Source organism: Mycobacterium sp. IS-1264 (assembly GCF_001954195.1).
In the GTDB taxonomy this organism is placed as follows: Bacteria; Actinomycetota; Actinomycetes; order Mycobacteriales; family Mycobacteriaceae; genus Mycobacterium.
Genome location: NZ_MBES01000064.1, coordinates 17340 through 34013, shown reverse-complemented (window position 1 = coordinate 34013; position 16674 = coordinate 17340). Strand labels below are relative to the sequence as shown.

At 66.6% G+C, this 16674-nt stretch carries 17 protein-coding genes; 10 read left to right on the top strand and 7 right to left on the bottom strand.

Annotation, left to right across the window (positions count from 1 at the left end; translation table 11 throughout):
- Positions 1-10: 10 nt before the first annotated feature.
- Positions 11-289: a 2Fe-2S iron-sulfur cluster binding domain-containing protein gene (locus A5744_RS14410; RefSeq protein WP_076062080.1), complete on the bottom strand. Its 279-nt coding sequence runs from the start codon at positions 287-289 to the stop codon at positions 11-13.
- 130 nt (positions 290-419) lie between these two features.
- Here A5744_RS14410 and A5744_RS14405 point away from each other — a divergent pair, with 130 nt between their 5' ends.
- From A5744_RS14405 to A5744_RS14395, 3 genes are read left to right on the top strand one after another with little or no spacing between them, the layout of a single operon-like run.
- Positions 420-2036, top strand: coding sequence for an NAD(P)/FAD-dependent oxidoreductase (locus tag A5744_RS14405; RefSeq protein ID WP_076062078.1), 1617 nt, complete (start codon positions 420-422; stop codon positions 2034-2036).
- Positions 2033-2836, top strand: a complete 804-nt coding sequence (locus tag A5744_RS14400; protein WP_076062076.1) for a mycofactocin-coupled SDR family oxidoreductase — start codon at positions 2033-2035, stop codon at positions 2834-2836. Before A5744_RS14405 ends, A5744_RS14400 begins: the two co-directional genes overlap by 4 nt.
- Positions 2833-3666, top strand: a complete 834-nt coding sequence (locus A5744_RS14395) for a mycofactocin-coupled SDR family oxidoreductase (protein WP_076062074.1) — start codon at positions 2833-2835, stop codon at positions 3664-3666. The genes A5744_RS14400 and A5744_RS14395 overlap by 4 nt, the downstream gene beginning before the upstream one ends.
- Before the next feature lie 15 nt (positions 3667-3681).
- Here the strand turns inward: A5744_RS14395 and A5744_RS14390 are convergent, their stop codons facing one another.
- Positions 3682-4554, bottom strand: a complete 873-nt coding sequence (locus A5744_RS14390; RefSeq protein WP_170874497.1) for an alpha/beta fold hydrolase — start codon at positions 4552-4554, stop codon at positions 3682-3684.
- A gap of 82 nt (positions 4555-4636) precedes the next feature.
- Here A5744_RS14390 and A5744_RS14385 point away from each other — a divergent pair, with 82 nt between their 5' ends.
- The gene (locus A5744_RS14385) at positions 4637-5071 is read left to right on the top strand and encodes a cupin domain-containing protein (RefSeq protein WP_076062072.1); all 435 of its coding nucleotides are present in this window, start codon (positions 4637-4639) and stop codon (positions 5069-5071) included.
- Between the two features lie 35 nt (positions 5072-5106).
- On the opposite strand, the gene A5744_RS14380 is transcribed toward A5744_RS14385, so the two are convergent.
- Positions 5107-5556: a nuclear transport factor 2 family protein gene (locus A5744_RS14380; protein ID WP_076062070.1), complete on the bottom strand. Its 450-nt coding sequence runs from the start codon at positions 5554-5556 to the stop codon at positions 5107-5109.
- Positions 5557-5584: 28 nt separating this feature from the next.
- Complete coding sequence (locus tag A5744_RS24675) at positions 5585-5758, bottom strand: hypothetical protein (protein ID WP_170874496.1); 174 nt, start codon at positions 5756-5758, stop codon at positions 5585-5587.
- Between the two features lie 149 nt (positions 5759-5907).
- Between A5744_RS24675 and A5744_RS14375 the strand changes: the two genes are divergently transcribed.
- Both A5744_RS14375 and A5744_RS24415 read left to right on the top strand, forming a co-directional pair.
- A complete protein-coding gene (locus tag A5744_RS14375) occupies positions 5908-8166 on the top strand; it encodes a molybdopterin-dependent oxidoreductase (protein ID WP_076062068.1) in 2259 nt (752 codons plus the stop codon).
- Between the two features lie 63 nt (positions 8167-8229).
- Positions 8230-8547 (top strand): hypothetical protein, encoded by a 318-nt coding sequence (locus A5744_RS24415; protein ID WP_139331354.1) that lies wholly within the window; start codon positions 8230-8232, stop codon positions 8545-8547.
- Between the two features lie 8 nt (positions 8548-8555).
- Here A5744_RS24415 and A5744_RS14365 read toward each other — a convergent pair whose 3' ends face one another.
- Positions 8556-9401 (bottom strand): SDR family oxidoreductase, encoded by an 846-nt coding sequence (locus A5744_RS14365; RefSeq protein WP_139331353.1) that lies wholly within the window; start codon positions 9399-9401, stop codon positions 8556-8558.
- Between the two features lie 159 nt (positions 9402-9560).
- Between A5744_RS14365 and A5744_RS14360 the strand changes: the two genes are divergently transcribed.
- Positions 9561-10610, top strand: coding sequence for an alpha/beta hydrolase (locus A5744_RS14360; protein ID WP_076062064.1), 1050 nt, complete (start codon positions 9561-9563; stop codon positions 10608-10610).
- A gap of 42 nt (positions 10611-10652) precedes the next feature.
- Here A5744_RS14360 and A5744_RS14355 read toward each other — a convergent pair whose 3' ends face one another.
- On the bottom strand, positions 10653-10871 hold the full coding sequence (locus A5744_RS14355) for a hypothetical protein (protein ID WP_076062062.1): 219 nt from the start codon (positions 10869-10871) through the stop codon (positions 10653-10655).
- A gap of 85 nt (positions 10872-10956) precedes the next feature.
- On the opposite strand from A5744_RS14355, the gene A5744_RS14350 reads away from it, so the two are divergent.
- The gene (locus tag A5744_RS14350; RefSeq protein WP_076062061.1) at positions 10957-13611 is read left to right on the top strand and encodes an FHA domain-containing protein; all 2655 of its coding nucleotides are present in this window, start codon (positions 10957-10959) and stop codon (positions 13609-13611) included.
- Here the strand turns inward: A5744_RS14350 and A5744_RS24670 are convergent.
- On the bottom strand, positions 13608-13769 hold the full coding sequence (locus A5744_RS24670; protein WP_170874494.1) for a hypothetical protein: 162 nt from the start codon (positions 13767-13769) through the stop codon (positions 13608-13610). The genes A5744_RS14350 and A5744_RS24670 overlap by 4 nt on opposite strands.
- A 534-nt stretch (positions 13770-14303) precedes the next feature.
- On the opposite strand from A5744_RS24670, the gene A5744_RS14345 reads away from it, so the two are divergent.
- Both A5744_RS14345 and A5744_RS14340 read left to right on the top strand, forming a co-directional pair.
- Complete coding sequence (locus A5744_RS14345) at positions 14304-15914, top strand: class I adenylate-forming enzyme family protein (protein WP_076062059.1); 1611 nt, start codon at positions 14304-14306, stop codon at positions 15912-15914.
- The gene (locus tag A5744_RS14340; RefSeq protein WP_076062057.1) at positions 15901-16671 is read left to right on the top strand and encodes a class II aldolase/adducin family protein; all 771 of its coding nucleotides are present in this window, start codon (positions 15901-15903) and stop codon (positions 16669-16671) included. The genes A5744_RS14345 and A5744_RS14340 overlap by 14 nt, the downstream gene beginning before the upstream one ends.
- The last annotated feature ends 3 nt before the right edge of the window (positions 16672-16674 follow it).

Genomic DNA, 16674 nt, shown 5'->3' with positions numbered 1-16674 from the left:
GCAAACGCGGTCAAAACTCGATGTGGAGATGGTCGCTGGCGGGCCTGGCCTGACACGCAAGAATCAGACCGTCTCGCAGGTCGTCTGCTTCCAGGAGGTCGCACGCCGCCATGACGGTCTCGCCCGCGACGACGGTGGCCACACACGAACCGCAGCGGCCCTCGCGGCACGAGTGGGGCGCGTCAATGCCCGCATCGAGCAACAGGTCGACCAGAGTCTGACTGCGTGGCCAACGCAAACGATGTCGCTGACCATCCAGCTCCACTTCGACATGCGCAACTTCCGACATGAGCCGATGGTCTGCGATATGCGGCGGGGGGCGGGTGCGCACGCCCGGTGGACGGGAAAACTCGGCCGGAGCGTCCGTTGACCGGGAAGGGGAACCGCGCGCGACGACTAAGGCCCTACCGTGGCTGCCTGTGACCGATCCCGGCCAGCAGCCTCTCGACGTACTAGTGGTCGGCGCGGGGTTCGCCGGTCTGTACGCCCTACACAAGCTGCGTAGCCAAGGCCTGTCGGTGCGGGTGCTTGAAGCCGCACCCGAGGTGGGCGGGACCTGGTACTACAACCGCTATCCGGGCGCGCGCTGCGACGTCGAGAGCGTCGACTACTGCTACTCGTTCTCCGACGAACTGCAGCAGGAATGGAACTGGACCGAAAAGTACGCCACCCAGGCCGAGATCCTCGCCTACCTGAACTGGGTCGCCGACAAACTGGACCTGCGCCGCGACATCGCGCTCAACACCCGCGTCGTGTCGGCGGTGCTGGATGAGACTGCGTTGCGCTGGACTGTTACCACCGACGGCGGGCAGGTGCTCTCGGCGCGGTTTTGTCTCATGGCGACCGGCCCGTTGTCGGCCGCGCTGACGCCGACCTTCGACGGCTTGGACGATTTTGCCGGCCAGATCTACCACACCGCCCAATGGCCCCACGATCCCGTCGACTTCACCGGCAAACGGGTGGCGGTCATCGGCACCGGATCCTCCGGAATTCAGTCGATTCCAATTATCGCCGAGCAGGCGTCCCATCTTTACGTCTTCCAACGCACCCCCAATTACAGCGTCCCGGCAGGCAACAAGCCGTTGTCGGCGGAAGAGCTCGACGACATCAAGGCCGGCTACGCGGAGCGGCGCAGGCTGTCGTGGCGCAGCGGCGGGGGTTCACCGCACATCACCGCCCCGAAGCCGACGATGGAGTGCACTCCGGAGGAGCGTCGAGCGGCGTTCGAAAAGCGATGGCGGCTGGGTGGCGTGCTGTTCTCGAAGACATTCCCCGACCAGATGATCGATCTGGCGGCCAATGACGAGGCCCGAAAGTTCTACGAGGAAAAGATCCGGGCCGTTATCGACGATCCCGCGGTCGCCGACATGCTGATTCCCAATGACCACCCGATCGGTACCAAGCGAATCTGCACCGACAGCAACTACTTTCAGACCTTCAATCGGACCAACGTGTCGCTGGTCAGCGTGCGCGCCACCCCGATCGAATCCGTCGACGCGACCGGGATCAACACCACCGAGGCCCGGTACGACGTCGACATGATTGTTCTGGCAACGGGTTTCGACGCTATGACCGGGGCGCTGGGCAAGATCGACATCGTCGGACGCGACGGCACGGCCCTACGTGACGACTGGGCGCACGGACCTCGCACCTATCTGGGGTTGGGCGTGGACGGGTTTCCCAATCTGTTTTTGATCTCCGGCCCGGGAGCACCCGCCGTCCTGGCGAACATGGTGCTACACGCGGAAGCTCAGGTGAACTGGATTGCTGAGGCCATCACCTACCTGGATAACCACGACTACGCCGCGATCGAAGCCACCGTGGACAGCGTGGACGGCTGGGTCGCCGAATGCTCCCGGCGCGCCGAGACGACGCTGTTCACCAAGGCGAACTCCTGGTACATGGGCGCCAACGTGCCCGGAAAGCCAAGGGGTTTCATGCTGTTCGTCGGCGGCTTCGCGACCTACAACGACATCTGCGCCGACGTCGCCGACTCCGGCTACCGGGGATTCGACCTGATCAAGATGCCGCAATGACAGGACTGGTTGACAAAGTCGTGCTGGTAACCGGCGCCGCTCGCGGCAGCGGACGCGTGCATTGCGAGCGGTTCGCCGACGAGGGCGCCGACGTGATCGCGCTGGACGGGCAGGCGGCCGCAGGCGAATTGAGCGATACCGCAAGGGAAATCGAAAATAGGGGCCGGCGCTGCGTGGCCGGCGTGGCCGATGTGAGCGACCTCGAAGCGATGACGGCCGCGATCGATCACGGCGTCGCCGAGCTGGGTCGGCTTGACGTGATCGTCGCCAACGCCGGAATCCACCTCCCCGGCGCGCCCTCGTGGGAACTGGACCCCCGGGACTGGCAGCGCACGCTCGACGTCAACCTCACCGGCGTATGGCACACCATCAAGGCGGCTGTGCCGCACATGGGGGAGGGCGGCGGCTCCATCACAATCATTAGTTCCACCAACGGGATTCGCGGCACGACCAACACCGCCCACTACACCGCCAGCAAGCACGCGGTGGTGGGCCTGGCACGCACCCTGGCCAACGAACTCGGGCCGCGCAGCATCCGGGTCAACACTGTCCACCCCGGCGCGGTCGCAACAACCACGGTGCTCAACCAGGCGACGTTCAAGCGCCTGCGGCCCGATCTGGAGAACCCCACGGCGGCCGATGCAGCCGAGGTCCTCCAGGCGCGCAACCTGCTGCCGGTGCCGTGGCTCGAACCGGTCGACGTGGCCAACGCCGTGGTGTTCTTGGCCTCCGACGAGGCCCGCTACATCACGGGTACGCAGCTCGTCGTCGACGCGGGTCTGACGCAGAAGACGACGTGAAAGGGCGGCTTGCGGGAAAAGTCGCCCTGATCACCGGCGCGGCGCGCGGGATCGGGCGCGCGCAAGCGGTGCGCTTCGCGCAGGAGGGCGCCGACATCGTGGCGCTCGACGTGTGCGGACCCGTCGATACGGTGGTGATCCCGCACAGCACGCCCGCCGACCTCGACAGGACGGCCGCCCTGGTCACCGAGGCTGGTGCCCGGGTGCACACGGAGATCGTCGACGTGCGGGACCTCGCCGGCATGCATGCCGCCACCGACCACGGCGTCGAGCGGTTCGGCGGACTGGACGTGGTGTGTGCGACCGCGGGAATCACCTCTCGCGGCATGGCCGTCGATCTGAACGAAACCGCGTGGCGCGCCATGCTGGATGTCAACCTCACCGGTGTGTGGCACACCTGCCGGGCCGGTGCGCCCCACCTGATCGCGCGCGGTGCCGGTGCGATGATTCTGACGAACTCGATCGCTGGACTGCGCGGGCTGGTCGGGGTTGCGCACTACACTGCCGCCAAGCACGGAGTGGTCGGCCTGATGCGCAGCCTGGCCAACGAGCTCGCGCCGCACAACGTCCGGGTCAATTGCGTTCACCCCACGAATGTCGACACTCCGATGATTCAGAACGACGCCGTCAGGAGCGCGTTTCGCCCCGACTTGGACCGGCCGCCCACACGCGCCGAATTCGCCGAGTCGGCGCGGAACATGAACATGCTTGGGGTGCCGTGGGTGGATGCTGTTGACGTGGCCAACGCGGCGCTGTTCCTTGCCTCCGACGAGGCGCGGTACATCACCGCAGTGACCCTGCCCGTCGACGCGGGTGCCACCCAGCGATGAGGGCTCGACGGGCAGTTAGCCGTTCCCACGGGACAGGAATGCCAGGACCGTACTTTCGAACGCCTCCTTGGCTTCGATCATCGCCCAGTGCCCGGAGTTGGGGAATATGTGAAGTTCCGCGTCGGGAATGGTGCGCATGGGGATCAGCGCCATGTCGGGCGGGCTCACCCTGTCGTCGCGGCCCCAGGTCAGCAGGGTTGGCACCGTCAGCTTGTGCATGACGGCCCACGGCAGCGGCCGGTCGGACGCCGCCATGGCGGAGTTCATCGCGGCGAACGCCGCCTTGCCGTACATGCGGCGGGCGGCGTCCAGCGTCGCGGGATCGGTGGCCAGCGACCAGCGTTCCTCGACCAGCTCGTCGGTGACCAACGACTGGTCGTACACCATCGATTTCAGCCAGTCGACCAGCCGCTGCCGGGTGGGGTCTTCGACGAACTCCTGCAACAGCCGGATGCCCTCGCTGGGGCTGGGGCTGAAGATATTGGTCCCGATGCCGCCGATGGTGACCAGCCGGCCGACGCGATCGGGATTGGCGATGGCGAAATTGATACCGACGCCGCCGCCCATCGAGTTGCCGACGATGTGCACCTTGTCGACGCCCAGCGCGTCCAGGAAGGGCGACACGGTGCCGAACGCCGTCACCATCGGGTGGCCGCCGAAGTCGTCGCTGACCCCGAAGCCGGGGAATTCCAGGATCAGGCACCGGAAGCGCTCGGCGAAGGTAGGCAGTACCCCGCGGAAGTTGCGCCACCCGGTGACCCCGGGGCCGGAGCCGTGCAGGAACAGCAACACCGGTCCGGACTCGGGGCCGCAGTCGTAGTAGCGCAAAGCGCCCTTCGGGGTGCTGATCTCACGCAGGTCGTGCTCGACGGTCGAAGTCTTGGCCACGAGGTCACCCTGCCATGCCGCCGCGTCGGGCGGGAGCGGTGGTTCCGCTGATCGGTCGCCGCCTCGTCTACAGTCTTGATGCATGCGCTTGCTGGTCACCGGCGTTGACGCGGCTGGGCGGTCATGCGCCGCCCAGGATGGCCCAATCACCCTGCAGGGGGACGCCGGCCTCGGCGGCATCCGGTATTCGATTCTCTACGCGACGGCGTCGGCCCCATCGATCGATGCGGGCGGCCGCGTGGCCGATCTGCTCGACCTCGCGGTCCCGCCGGGCTCGATCCGTTGGGCGGCCATCGAGTACGGTCCTGGCGCGGAATTCTCCATGCACCATACGGACACGGTCGATTTCGATGTCGTGCTTTCGGGCTCGGTGGAATTGATCCTCGATGACGGTGTGCACCTACTGACGGTCGGCGACAGCGCTGTGGTCACGGGCGTCGACCACGCCTGGCGCGCCGGCGCGGAAGGCTGCCGGCTCAACATCATGACGGTTGGCGTTTCGGCGCCGAACGTGTAACCGCTGCGACGACACGCCGACGCCGGTCGCACTGATTACACGTTCGGCGGCCGTCGGGCCATGACCGAGTCGGGGGCCGCCCAATCGGTCGATACCTTGCGGTGCTTGATCAGCCAGGTATCACCGTCGGGCACCAGGACGTCGCGATAACGACCGAAATGGTCGAGCCCGATATGGGTGACCACGGTGAAGTACGACTCGACGTGGGCCTCGTCCGGGGTCAGGCCGGTGAACACCACGGTGGCGACGTTGTGCCGCACAACCGGTTTGACGTCGATGTTGTCGGCGAGGTTGCCGGTGACACCGCCGAGAAAGGCCGCGATCTGGGCTCGACCGCGCAGTGGTTCGGACCCACGTATCTCGAGAACACCGTCCGCGCAGAATGTTTCGGCAAGTCCGTCGAGCCGTCCGGCATCACCCGACCAGTTGTACCGCGCGAGGGTGTCGCGGATCTGCTCACGCGCGACCAGTTCCCACATCTCCATCGTCGGGACTTTAGTCAGCGCTGCGGAGTTACCTGACGAGGTGGGGGCGGAAGCCGTGGGTGGCCGCCCGCGTGACTCCGTTTAGGTCGAAGACGGCGATCAGGGCCCGCAAGAGGGCGGGGGACCAGTCCTCGAAAGGGTGCGCATCGATCCGGTCGAGGACCTCGCGGCGCAGGTACTCGATGTCGTGCCGATCGGTCATGTACTCGACGCTAGGGTCGGCGTCTCGCCGTTGTACAGCCGACTTGTCAGATTCAAATGTGTCTCAGACCCGATCATCAGCGGTTTGTCAGCGAGTGCCGCGATTTTTGGGTACTTCCGCTACCGAGAGTAGCGGAATACAGTGAGTGGGTGACGACCGGCAATAACGGCAGGCATCTGCGTACCTGTCCACTGTGTGAAGCCATGTGCGGCTTGGAAATTCACGTCGAAGGCGGCCCCACAGACGGGAAGGTCACCAGCATCCGCGGCAATCCCGACGACGTGTGGAGCCGCGGACACATCTGTCCCAAAGGCGTGTCACTGGCCGCGCTGCACGACGACCCGGACCGCATCCGCCGCCCACTGATCAAGGTCGACGGTCGCTGGCAGGAGGTCAGCTGGGACGCGGCGTTTCGCCGCTGCACCGAGCTGCTGACGCCGGTCATCGAAAAGTACGGGATCGGCGCGGTCAGCGCCTACACCGGCAACCCGCTAGCACATTCCTTCTCGCTGGCCCGCTACTCGGGCGTGCTGCTGGGCATGTCGGGGATGCCAGTCACGTATTCGCCGGGGACCGTCGACCAGTGGCCCAAGAACCTGTCGTCGCACCTGATGTACGGCCTCTGGTGGAACTTCCCGGTGCCCGACATCGAACGCACCGACCTGATGGTCATCATGGGCGCCAACCCCGCCGCGTCGCAGGGATCGCTGCTGGCCGCGCCCAACGTGATGGGCCTGATCGAAGCGATCCGCAAACGCGGCAAGGTGATCGTGATCGATCCGGTGCGCACGCTGACCGCCGCCCGCGCCGACGAGTGGCTTCCTATCGTCCCGGGCACCGATGCGGCGCTGCTGCTTGCGGTCGCGCACACGCTGTTTGACGAAGACCTGATCGACCCAGGACCGCACGTCGACGGCGTCGATACGATGCGCCGGGTCGCCGCGGATTGGCCGCCGGAACGGGTCAGCGCCGTCACCGGCATCGACGCGGATCGGATCCGCGGGCTGGCCCGTGAGCTCACGGGCACCCCCAAGTCGGTGGTGTACGGCCGAATTGGCCTGTGCAATCAGGAGTTTGGCAGCCTGGCCAGCTGGCTGGTCGACGTGATCAACATCTTGATCGGCCACTTCGACACGCCCGGCGGGGCGATGTTCCCGAAGCCGGCGGCCTGGTCGATCACCTCCCAGCCGCTGCCCGGCCTGGAGGGCGGCGCCGCCGAATTCGGCCGGTGGCACACGCGCGTTCGCGGCGCGAAGGAAGTTCTCGGCCAGGCGCCGGTGTCGTGCATGGCCGAAGAGATCGCTACGCGGGGCGACGGGCAGCTCAAGGCGCTGATCACGGTCGCGGGCAACCCGGTGTTGTCCACGCCGGGGGGAGACAAACTCGACGAGGTGCTGCCGATGCTGGACGCGATGATCTCGATTGACCTGTGGCTCAACGAGACAACGCGGCACGCCGACGTGATCCTGCCGGGGCTCTCCCCGCTCGAGCAACCTCACCACGACGACCTCATCTTGTTGTTTGCGATCCGCAGCATCGCGAACTACTCGGCCCCGGTGTTTGACCCGGGTGATCGCCCGCACGAATGGGAGATCCTGATCCGGCTGACGGGCCTGTGCACCGGCACACCCGCCGAAGACGTCGACGTCGCGGCGATCGACGACGGCTTCTTCGACTACCTGGCGTTCACGCGCGGCCTCGACGGCGCGGAGATCCGCAAGCTCTATGACGATGCCGGTTTGAAAGGCGGCCCGGAACGGATGCTCGACCTGACGCTGCGGACCGGCCCGTTCGGGGACCAGTACGGGCAGAACCCGGGCGGCCTCACGTTGGACATGCTCAAGGCCAACCCCAACGGGATCGACTTCGGGCCGATGGTGCCCCAGCTGCCCGACATCCTGGGCACGCCCGACAAGAAAATCCGGCTCGCCCCCCAATACCTGCTCGACGACCTGCCGCGGCTAGCCGCGCGCCTGGAACGGCGCGACGAGCCGCTGGTGCTGGTCAGCCGGCGACATCTGCGTTCGAACAACACCTGGCTGCACAACGTGCCCGCGCTGATGAAGGGCAAGGACCGGTGCACGCTGCTGATCCACCCCGACGACGCCGCGCGCTTCGGTGTGGCCGACGACGACGTCGTCACCGTGAAATCGGAGGCCGGCGAGATCAGGGTCCCCGTCGAGATCACCGACGCGATCAAACCCGGCGTGGTGTCGATGCCGCACGGCTGGGGCCACGGCAAGCCGGGCACCCGCATGTCGGTGGCCAACAGCTCGCCGGGCGCCAACACCAATGTGCTTTCCCCGCCGGCGTTCATCGACGAGCCCTCCGGTAATGGTGTCCTCAACGGTATTCCGGTCACCGTGATCCACGAGCAAGCGCGATTTCGAGCCGCGCAAAGCGTCTGATCTCACAGCGGATCGATAACTGCGATCCAGGCCGCTGCTAACACCGAAGCGCAATGTTGCGTGATGGCGGCGCACAAGCAACGCATTTTGATCCAAACCGTTCTCGCCGGTATCGCGACGTTTGCGATGCTGGCGCTATTTCACACCCCGCAATATGACGACACGAAAACCGTTGGGGGATCGGAGCTTACCCGCGTCGTAGCAGACGGCAACGACGACGAAGCCCAACTGCAACAACAGCTCCAGGCCCAGCAGCAGATGCAACAGGCCGAACAGCAGGCCCAAGAGCAAGAGCGACTGGACCTCCAGCAAGCCCAGCAAGACGAGCAACAGGGGCTGCAGGTCGAGCAGCAAGCCACTCTCTCGGTCCCCGGAAGTTGACGGCTGGGTCAGGGTGCGATCGGGCGATTCGTCCATTCGCGATCCGCCCGGCGCGACGAGCGGAACCATCCGCCCGCCGCCCCGGTGCCGCCGTCGGTCGGGATGGTGTGGCCGGTGACGAACGCCGACAGGTCCGACGCCAGGAAGAGGATGACGCGGGCCTGGTCCTCGGGCAGGCCCATCCGGCCGACGGGAACCCATTGCGGCCACTGCGTCTGCTCCTCGGCGGATAGCCACTGCGAGTAGGGCACCTGCAGCGATTCGGTCACGTCAGGACCAACGCCGTTGACCCGCACTCCATCGCGGCCCACCTGGACCGCGAGGCTGCGCGTGAAGTGGATGACGGCCGCTTTGAACGCGGCGTAGACCGGATCCTCCGGGTAACCGCGCAAGCCTTCGACCGACGAGACGTTGACGATCGCACCCGCGCGCTGGCCGATCATCGCCGGCAGGAATGCGTGGGTGACGAGGAAAACATGGTGCAGGTTGATGCGGTAGAGCTCATCCCACAGCTGCGGGTCGGTGTCGACGAAATTGCCCGGGTGACGCAACCAATGACCGACATTGTTCACCAAAATATCTATCCGCCCGTCGCGATCCAGCACCGTTTGCGCCAAGGCCGCAACCTGATTGGCGTCGCGAACGTCGGTGGTCACCGCCAGGGCAGAACCCCCAGCCGCCGCGATGTCGTCGGCCGTTCGTTGTGCGAGTTCGGCGTCGCTGTCGGCGATGACCACCCGCGCGCCATGCTGGGCGAACAGCCGCGCGGTGGCCGCGCCGATTCCTCCGCCGCCGCCCGTGACGACCGCGACCCGCTCCGCCAACAGCCGACCGTTGATAGCGTCCATGCCCATATCTTGGGCCATCGCGCTCGGCGCGCACATAGATAAAGCCGGAATACCCGGCTTTCGCACGCGTAAACCGTGAGAAACCCAACTTTGCCACGGGCTTTACGCAGAGTTTTCCTGGTCCGGAGGCCGGGTATCCGCTTGTCCAAATAGGAGTTGTTGCCAATGGCCACAAGGGATCCGAAGCGTCGCCGTCATTCGTTGCGGCGCAACATGGGCAATCGGCGAATTCACCACGGGCACAGCGCACAATCGGTTGCTGTTTCGTTGGCCAGCCGGTTGATCGTGAAAAACGCAGTGCGCGCCTGGGCAATTCAGCCGCATCTGCGCTGGCCATTCGAATACGTCGACAGCATGGCCGGTTTGCTGCCACGCATTCGCTCGTCGGCGACGATCGAACCGATACAACTCGAACATTGCGGCGCGGAATGGGTTCGCGCGCGGGGGGCGTCGCCGGCGCGCGCAATCCTCTACTTACACGGCGGCGCGTTTCTGACCTGCGGCCTGAACACCCACCGCTCCGTGGTGTGTCGTTTGTCGAAGGCGGCCGACGCCGGTGTGCTCACGGTCGGATACCGAAAACTGCCGTCGCATCAAATCAGCGACGCGATCGAAGACGGCCTCAGCGGGCTGCGCTGGTTGCGGCAGCGGGGTTACGACGATGACCGAATCGTCGTGGCGGGCGACTCCGCCGGTGGGTACCTCGCGTTCATGACCACGCTGGCCGCCATCCGGAACCGCCTTGCGAAACCGGCTGGAATCGCGACGGTTTCGCCCTTCACGGACCCGGATCCGGCCCGCAAGCTCAAGCATCGGAACGCACGCAAGTGCTCGATGTTCACCCGCGGGGCGTTGTCGATGTTCGCCCGATACCTCGGCGAGGTGCAACTGCCGGTGGGCAACGGGAGTGCCAAGGCGCGCGTGGTCTCACCGGTCGACGCCGACCTGTCCTCGCTGCCTCCGGTGGCCATCCACGCCAGCTCCGATGAGCTGTTGCTCCCAGACGCCGAGCTCATGGCGAAGCGCTTGGAAGCCAGTGGAATCCGCTGCGATTTGCATCTTTGGGACGGGCAGATTCACGACTTTCCGTTGGCGGCCGACATCCTGCCCGAGGGGCGGCGCGCCATCCGCTACATCGGGGACTTCGTCAAGGATGTCACGACCGGCCCCGGCAGCGCTTGGCGCACACCGGAGATCACCGCCGCCGCCGGATAGCGGGAGCCGAGCAGCTGCCGCGAAAGCGCCTGCACCGCAGGGCTATTCGTACTGCTCGGGCTCGTCGAGTTCCGGGTCGATCACGACCGACTCACGTTGTTCCTGCCAGTCGGAGGGGGCCGCCTCGAGCGGCACGTCGCCGTCGTCGGGCCAGGATGTGGCGTCGTCCTCGTCGGCCGGCGAACCGGAGGTCGGCTGCTGTTGCTCAACGGCATCCGCGACCGGCACGTCGTCGGGGAAGTCATTGTCGCTGTGCTGCATGGACGGCGGGTTACCCGCCGTTTCACCATCGAAAACGTTGCGATGGCTTGCCCTGCGTTTGCCGCCAGCCGATACAGTTGGCGTAATGAGCCGACCAGCCCCGCCTGTGCTGACCGTGCGGTATGACGGAGCCGAGCGCACCTTCGCCGCAGGCAACGATGTCGTGATCGGGCGTGACCTGCGGGCGGATGTCCGCGTCGCTCACCCTCTGATATCGCGCACGCACCTGCTGGTGCGATTCGACCAGGGCCGATGGGTCGCGATCGACAACGGCAGCCTCAACGGCCTCTATGTCAACAGCCGGCGGGTGCCGACCGTCGACATCCTGGACGGCCTTCGGGTCAACATCGGAAACCCGGACGGTCCGGCGCTGGCCTTCGAGGTCGGTCGCCACGTCGGCTCGGCCGGGCGCCCACCCTTGACGACGTCGATTCCGCTTCTCACCCCGCAGGGCGAACCGAGCGGCCCAGCACCGGCCCAGGGCCCGCGGGCAACCGTCACCTCGCCGTGGGTGGGCCAGCCGCAACCCTCCCCGTCCGGGCCGCAGCCGCGCTACCCGACCGGCCCGCAACCGGTTCAGCCATCGGGCCCGCTGCCCAGTCACCCATCCGGGCCGCAGCCGCGCTACCCGACCGGCCCGCAACCGGCGGCCCCGCCCAGCGGATCGCACTCGTCACCCCAGATCTACCGGGCGCCGCCGGCGAAAGCGCCCCAGGCCCCCGCGGCCGGACCCGAGACCATGCGCGTCGGCGCCGATGCGTCGAACCTCGCGACCTCGATGATCAAGATGCTGCGGCCGGGTAAAGCGGCGGAGTCGACGCCGGGAGCGATCAAGATCGGCCGCGCCAACGACAACGACATCGTCATTCCCGAGGTGCTGGCATCGCGCCACCACGCCACCCTCATCCCGACGACGCGCGGCACCGAGATTCATGACAACCGCAGCATCAATGGCACCTTCGTCAACGGATCCCGGGTCGACGTGGCGCTGCTGCACGAGGGCGACGTCGTCACGATCGGCAACATCGACCTCGTCTTCGCGGGCGGCGTCCTGGCGCGTCGTGACGAGTCCGCGACCGCGACGCGCACCGGCGGCCTCGACGTGCGTGGGGTGACCTGGACGATCGACAACAACAAGACGCTGCTGGACGACATCTCGCTGGGCGCGCTGCCCGGCACGCTGACGGCCGTCATCGGCCCGTCGGGCGCGGGGAAGTCGACGTTCGCCAGGTTGGTAGCCGGGTATACCAGCCCGACCAACGGCACAGTGGCCTTCGAGGGCCACAACGTTCACGCCGAATATGCCTCGCTGCGCAGCCGGATCGGCATGGTGCCGCAGGACGATGTCGTGCACGGTCAGCTGACCGTGCAACAGGCGCTGATGTATGCGGCCGAACTGCGGCTGCCGCCGGACACCACCAAGGAGGACCGCGCCCAGGTGGTGGCCCGGGTGCTCGAGGAACTCGAGATGAGCCAGCACCTGCAGACTCGGGTGGACAAGTTGTCGGGCGGCCAGCGCAAGCGCGCGTCGGTGGCGCTGGAGTTGCTGACCGGGCCGTCGCTGCTGATCCTGGACGAGCCGACCTCCGGTCTGGACCCCGCCCTGGACCGGCAGGTCATGACGATGCTGCGGCAGCTCGCCGACGCCGGCCGGGTGGTCCTCGTGGTCACCCACTCGCTGACCTATCTCGACGTCTGCGATCAGGTGCTGCTGCTCGCCCCCGGCGGCAAGACCGCGTTCTGCGGGCCGCCCAGCCAAATCGGCCCCGCGATGGGAACCACCAACTGGGCCGACATCTTCAGCACGGTCGCCGGCGACCCCGACGCGGCCAAAGCACGGTACTTGTCGCAGACGGGCCCGGCCCCGCCGCCGCCACCCCCGGAGAAACCCGCCGAGCTGGGCGATCCGCCGCAAACCAGCCTTGTCCGGCAGTTCTCCACGATCGCGCGGCGACAGATTCGCTTGATCGTGAGCGACCGCGGCTACTTTGCTTTCCTTGCGCTACTGCCGTTCATCATGGGCTCGCTGTCGATGTCGGTGCCCGGCGACGTCGGCTTCGGCATACCCAATCCCATGGGTGCCGCGCCGACCGAGCCCGGCCAGATCCTGGTGCTGCTCAACGTCGGTGCGGTCTTCATGGGGACCGCGCTCACCATCCGGGACCTCATCGGCGAGCGCCCCATCTTCCTGCGCGAGCAGGCGGTCGGGCTGTCCACCACCGCCTACCTACTCGCGAAGGTCTGCGTCTATACCGTGTTCGCGATCGTTCAGTCGGCGATCGTCACCGCCATCACGCTGCTCGGCAAGGGCGGCCCCACCCAGGGCGCCGCGGCGCTGGGCAAGCCCGGGCTGGAGCTGTTCGTCGATGTCGCGGCGACCACGGTCGCCTCGGCGATGCTCGGGTTGGCGCTGTCGGCCATCGCCAAGTCCAATGACCAGATCATGCCGCTGCTCGTCGTGGCGGTCATGTCGCAGCTGGTGTTCTCCGGCGGCATGATTCCCGTCACCGCGCGCATCGGGCTGGACCAGATGTCTTGGGCCACACCGGCGCGGTGGGGTTTCGCGACGTCGGCCTCCACCATCGATTTGATTCGCCTGGAGCCGGGACCGCAGGTGCCGAAGGATTCACATTGGCATCACAATGCCGGCACCTGGTGGTTCGACATGGCCATGCTGGTGGTGATCAGCGTTTTCTATCTATGCTTCGTGCGCTGGAAGATTCGCCTCAAGGGAGGCTAGGCGCCCTTGAGGACCACGTGGTCGGCGGCGGCGTGCATTCGGTCCGACAGTTGCAGGAGAGCATGCTCGCCCACGCCGTGGGGCATCGTGTATGCCAGCTGCCGCAGTTCGACGGCGTAGTTGCGCAACTCCTCGCGGAGGCTCTCGATGGTGGGCATGCCCAAAATTTTCGCAGGCCCCGCGCCCATTCGCGATGGCAGCGAAGTGTTTTAACGGGAGTTTGACAGCGTCTTTACAGTCGGGGCACCCAAGGGTGAGGCTGCTCCCGTCCTCCGGTTTCGCTTCTGCGCATCCCGTGGTCAGCACCTACAGTTGGAAGCTGTGTTGAGCCGTAAGGGTGGGACGGCGGCCACGATATGCGGTGGTGTGGCCGTGCTTGCATTGGCCGTCGCGGGTGTTGGCGATTTCGACAAGCCGCTGACCAACGCAATGAGCGCATCCGGTGTGGCGCCGGCACTCCCGTCGCCCGGGCACGCCCCCGCTGGTGGCGGCGCGCTGCCGGTGCACCCTGTCGGTGGCGGCGGCTGCATCATCGGCTGGAACTGCGGGTGTCTTCGGTTCCAAACCTGTCCCACCCCGCACCCGCGTCCCGGCACTCAGCACGACCACCAACGCGCTCTTCCAGGCGCTCAGACTCCGTAGCCGCTACCCACCAGTACTTGGCCGCCGAAGCGACTTCCTATCATTTGGGGATGAGCGCCGGCGGGCTGGAAACCCTGGGCTCGCCGGCTTTCAGCGACGAGGACCCGGCCCGGTTCCGTGCGGCCGGCTGGTGGTCCGACACCACGCTGTCGGATGCGGTGCGCCGCAACGCCGTCCGGTCGCCGGGCCGTCTCGCCTATGTCGACCACGCCGGTGCCTCGTTGACGTGGCGTGAATTCGACGATGCGGCAACCAACCTGGCGGAACAACTGGCGGGTGTGGGTATAACGCGGGGCGATCGAGTCGCGGTGTGGCACGGCGACTCCGGCGCGATCCACGCGCTGTTCGTGGCAATCGAACGCTGCGGCGCGGTCGTCGTCGGCATCGGCGCGCGCGCCGGCACCCGCGAGGTCGCCGCGATACTGCGCGGTGCGCGGCCACAGGTCCTGATCAGCGACCACCAGCGCCGCGAGCTCGCAACGGGTATGTCCATCGAGTCGATGACCTTGAGTCACGACGCGGGAGGCCTGCGCCTGAACATCGATGTGGAGCCCAAACCACCGGAAGTCGGTTCCGGGCTCGGTCCCGACGACGTCTTCCTGATCAATTCCACCTCGGGGACCACCGGCCTGCCCAAGTGCGTCGTGCACACCCAGAATCGTTGGTACTACTTTCACCAGAAGGCCGTGGCCAACGGGCTCCTGATGTCAGACGACATCTTCTTGCCGGTCATACCCACGCCCTTCGGCTTCGGAATATGGACCAGCCACACCACCCCGATCCACCTCGGTGCCACCGCGGTGATCCTGGAACGCTTCACGGCGAAGGCGGCATGTGAGGCGATCGCCCGACACCGGGTCACCGTATTGTGCTGTGTCAGTACACAATTGACGATGCTGATGGCCGACCCCGCGTGCCGAGACTACGACCTCAGCACCTTGCGCGTCGTGTTCGCTGGCGGCGAGGCGTTACCGTATCGGCCCGCCGTCGAGTTCGAGCGCCTCACGGGCGCAAGGATTCTGCAGTTCTACGGCTCGAATGAGACCGGGCTGCTCAGCGGGACCACGCTGGATGACTCACCGCAGCGCCGGCTGCGCACCGGGGGCCGGATCGTCCCCGAGATGGCGGTCCGGCTCTTCGACGGCGACCGGGACGTCACCGACACCGGGCGTGGGCAACCCGCATGCCGCGGCCCGGCGACGAGTCTGGGCTACCTCGACGGCATCGACCACGACCAGCTGTTCACCAGCGACGGGTGGATGCGCATGGGCGACATCTGCGAGATCGACTCTGACGGTTATCTGAGCGTCACGGGCCGAACGTCCGATTTCATCGTGCGAGGCGGCAAGAACATCAGCGCCGCCCAGGTCGAGGACGCGGTGATGACGCACCCGGCGATCGCGCTGGCGGCCGCGGTGGCGATGCCCGATGCGGTGTTCGGCGAAAAAGTGTGCCTCTACGCCGAACTCGCCGATTCGCGGGCCATCGACTTGCCCGAACTCGTCAACCACCTGCTGGCACTGGGGGTTTCCAAGGAGCTGCTGCCGGAACGACTCATCGTCGTCGACGAACTACCCCGATCGTCCGGAGGAAAGATCGCCAAAGGCGAGCTCCGCCGCGATATCCGAGTAAGGATGGAGGCCGATCATGAACGCTCCTGAGGCACGGCGAGGCGGTCTGGAGGTCTGGGCACCTTCGGTGGTGCCCCCGATTCCGGAACTGTCCGACGAGCAGGCGCTCGCGGTGGCGTTTCGCCACCTGGCCGGCATCGGCTTCGCCGAGAACATGGCGGGACACATCACCTGGCAGCCCGACGGGCACACCGACATGTTCGTCAACCCGTGGGGGCTGTGGTGGGCCGAACTCACCTCCTCGGATATCTGCGTGGTGGATGGCGACGCGCGGGTGGTGCGCGGCCGTTGGGACGTGACGCCGGCGATCCACATCCATACCGAACTGCACCGGGTCCGCGAAGACGCCCGGGTCGTCATCCACAACCACCCCTATTACGTCTGCGTGCTGGCCGCGCTCGGCAGGCTGCCCGAGTTGGTGCACCAGACCGGTTCGCTGTTCCTGGATGACCTGTGCCTGGTCGACACGTACGACGGCGAAATCGACAGCCCCGCCCGCGCAGCCGACCTCGCGGCCCGTATCGGCGGCGCCAACCTGACGATTCTGGCCAACCACGGCGTCATCGCGACCGGAAGCAACCTGGCCCAAGCCGTCTATCGCGCCGCATCGATCGAACGGGTCTGCAAGCTGGCCTACGACGTCATGCTCACCGGCGCCGAACCGGTGAAAATGACCTGGCCGGACATGGCGGGCATGCAACGGTCGCTGATCGAACGGGCCGCCGACGTGTACTGGGCGGGGGCCGCCCGGATGACCATCAAGGCCGATCCCGATGTGCTCAGGTGAATC

Excerpts from the sequence above, each read along its gene's own strand:
- A5744_RS14410 (WP_076062080.1), bottom strand. The coding sequence starts at position 289 with ATGTCGGAAGTTGCGCATGTCGAAGTGGAGCTGGATGGTCAGCGACAT.
- A5744_RS14380 (WP_076062070.1), bottom strand. The coding sequence starts at position 5,556 with ATGGAGATGTGGGAACTGGTCGCGCGTGAGCAGATCCGCGACACCCTC.
- A5744_RS24415 (WP_139331354.1), top strand. The coding sequence starts at position 8,230 with ATGGCGGCGCACAAGCAACGCATTTTGATCCAAACCGTTCTCGCCGGT.
- A5744_RS24670 (WP_170874494.1), bottom strand. The coding sequence starts at position 13,769 with ATGCCCACCATCGAGAGCCTCCGCGAGGAGTTGCGCAACTACGCCGTC.
- A5744_RS24675 (WP_170874496.1), bottom strand. The coding sequence starts at position 5,758 with ATGACCGATCGGCACGACATCGAGTACCTGCGCCGCGAGGTCCTCGAC.
- A5744_RS14355 (WP_076062062.1), bottom strand. The coding sequence starts at position 10,871 with ATGCAGCACAGCGACAATGACTTCCCCGACGACGTGCCGGTCGCGGAT.
- A5744_RS14345 (WP_076062059.1), top strand. The coding sequence starts at position 14,304 with ATGAGCGCCGGCGGGCTGGAAACCCTGGGCTCGCCGGCTTTCAGCGAC.
- A5744_RS14385 (WP_076062072.1), top strand. The coding sequence starts at position 4,637 with ATGCGCTTGCTGGTCACCGGCGTTGACGCGGCTGGGCGGTCATGCGCC.
- A5744_RS14340 (WP_076062057.1), top strand. The coding sequence starts at position 15,901 with ATGAACGCTCCTGAGGCACGGCGAGGCGGTCTGGAGGTCTGGGCACCT.
- A5744_RS14360 (WP_076062064.1), top strand. The coding sequence starts at position 9,561 with ATGGCCACAAGGGATCCGAAGCGTCGCCGTCATTCGTTGCGGCGCAAC.
- A5744_RS14350 (WP_076062061.1), top strand. The coding sequence starts at position 10,957 with ATGAGCCGACCAGCCCCGCCTGTGCTGACCGTGCGGTATGACGGAGCC.
- A5744_RS14365 (WP_139331353.1), bottom strand. The coding sequence starts at position 9,401 with ATGGGCATGGACGCTATCAACGGTCGGCTGTTGGCGGAGCGGGTCGCG.
- A5744_RS14400 (WP_076062076.1), top strand. The coding sequence starts at position 2,033 with ATGACAGGACTGGTTGACAAAGTCGTGCTGGTAACCGGCGCCGCTCGC.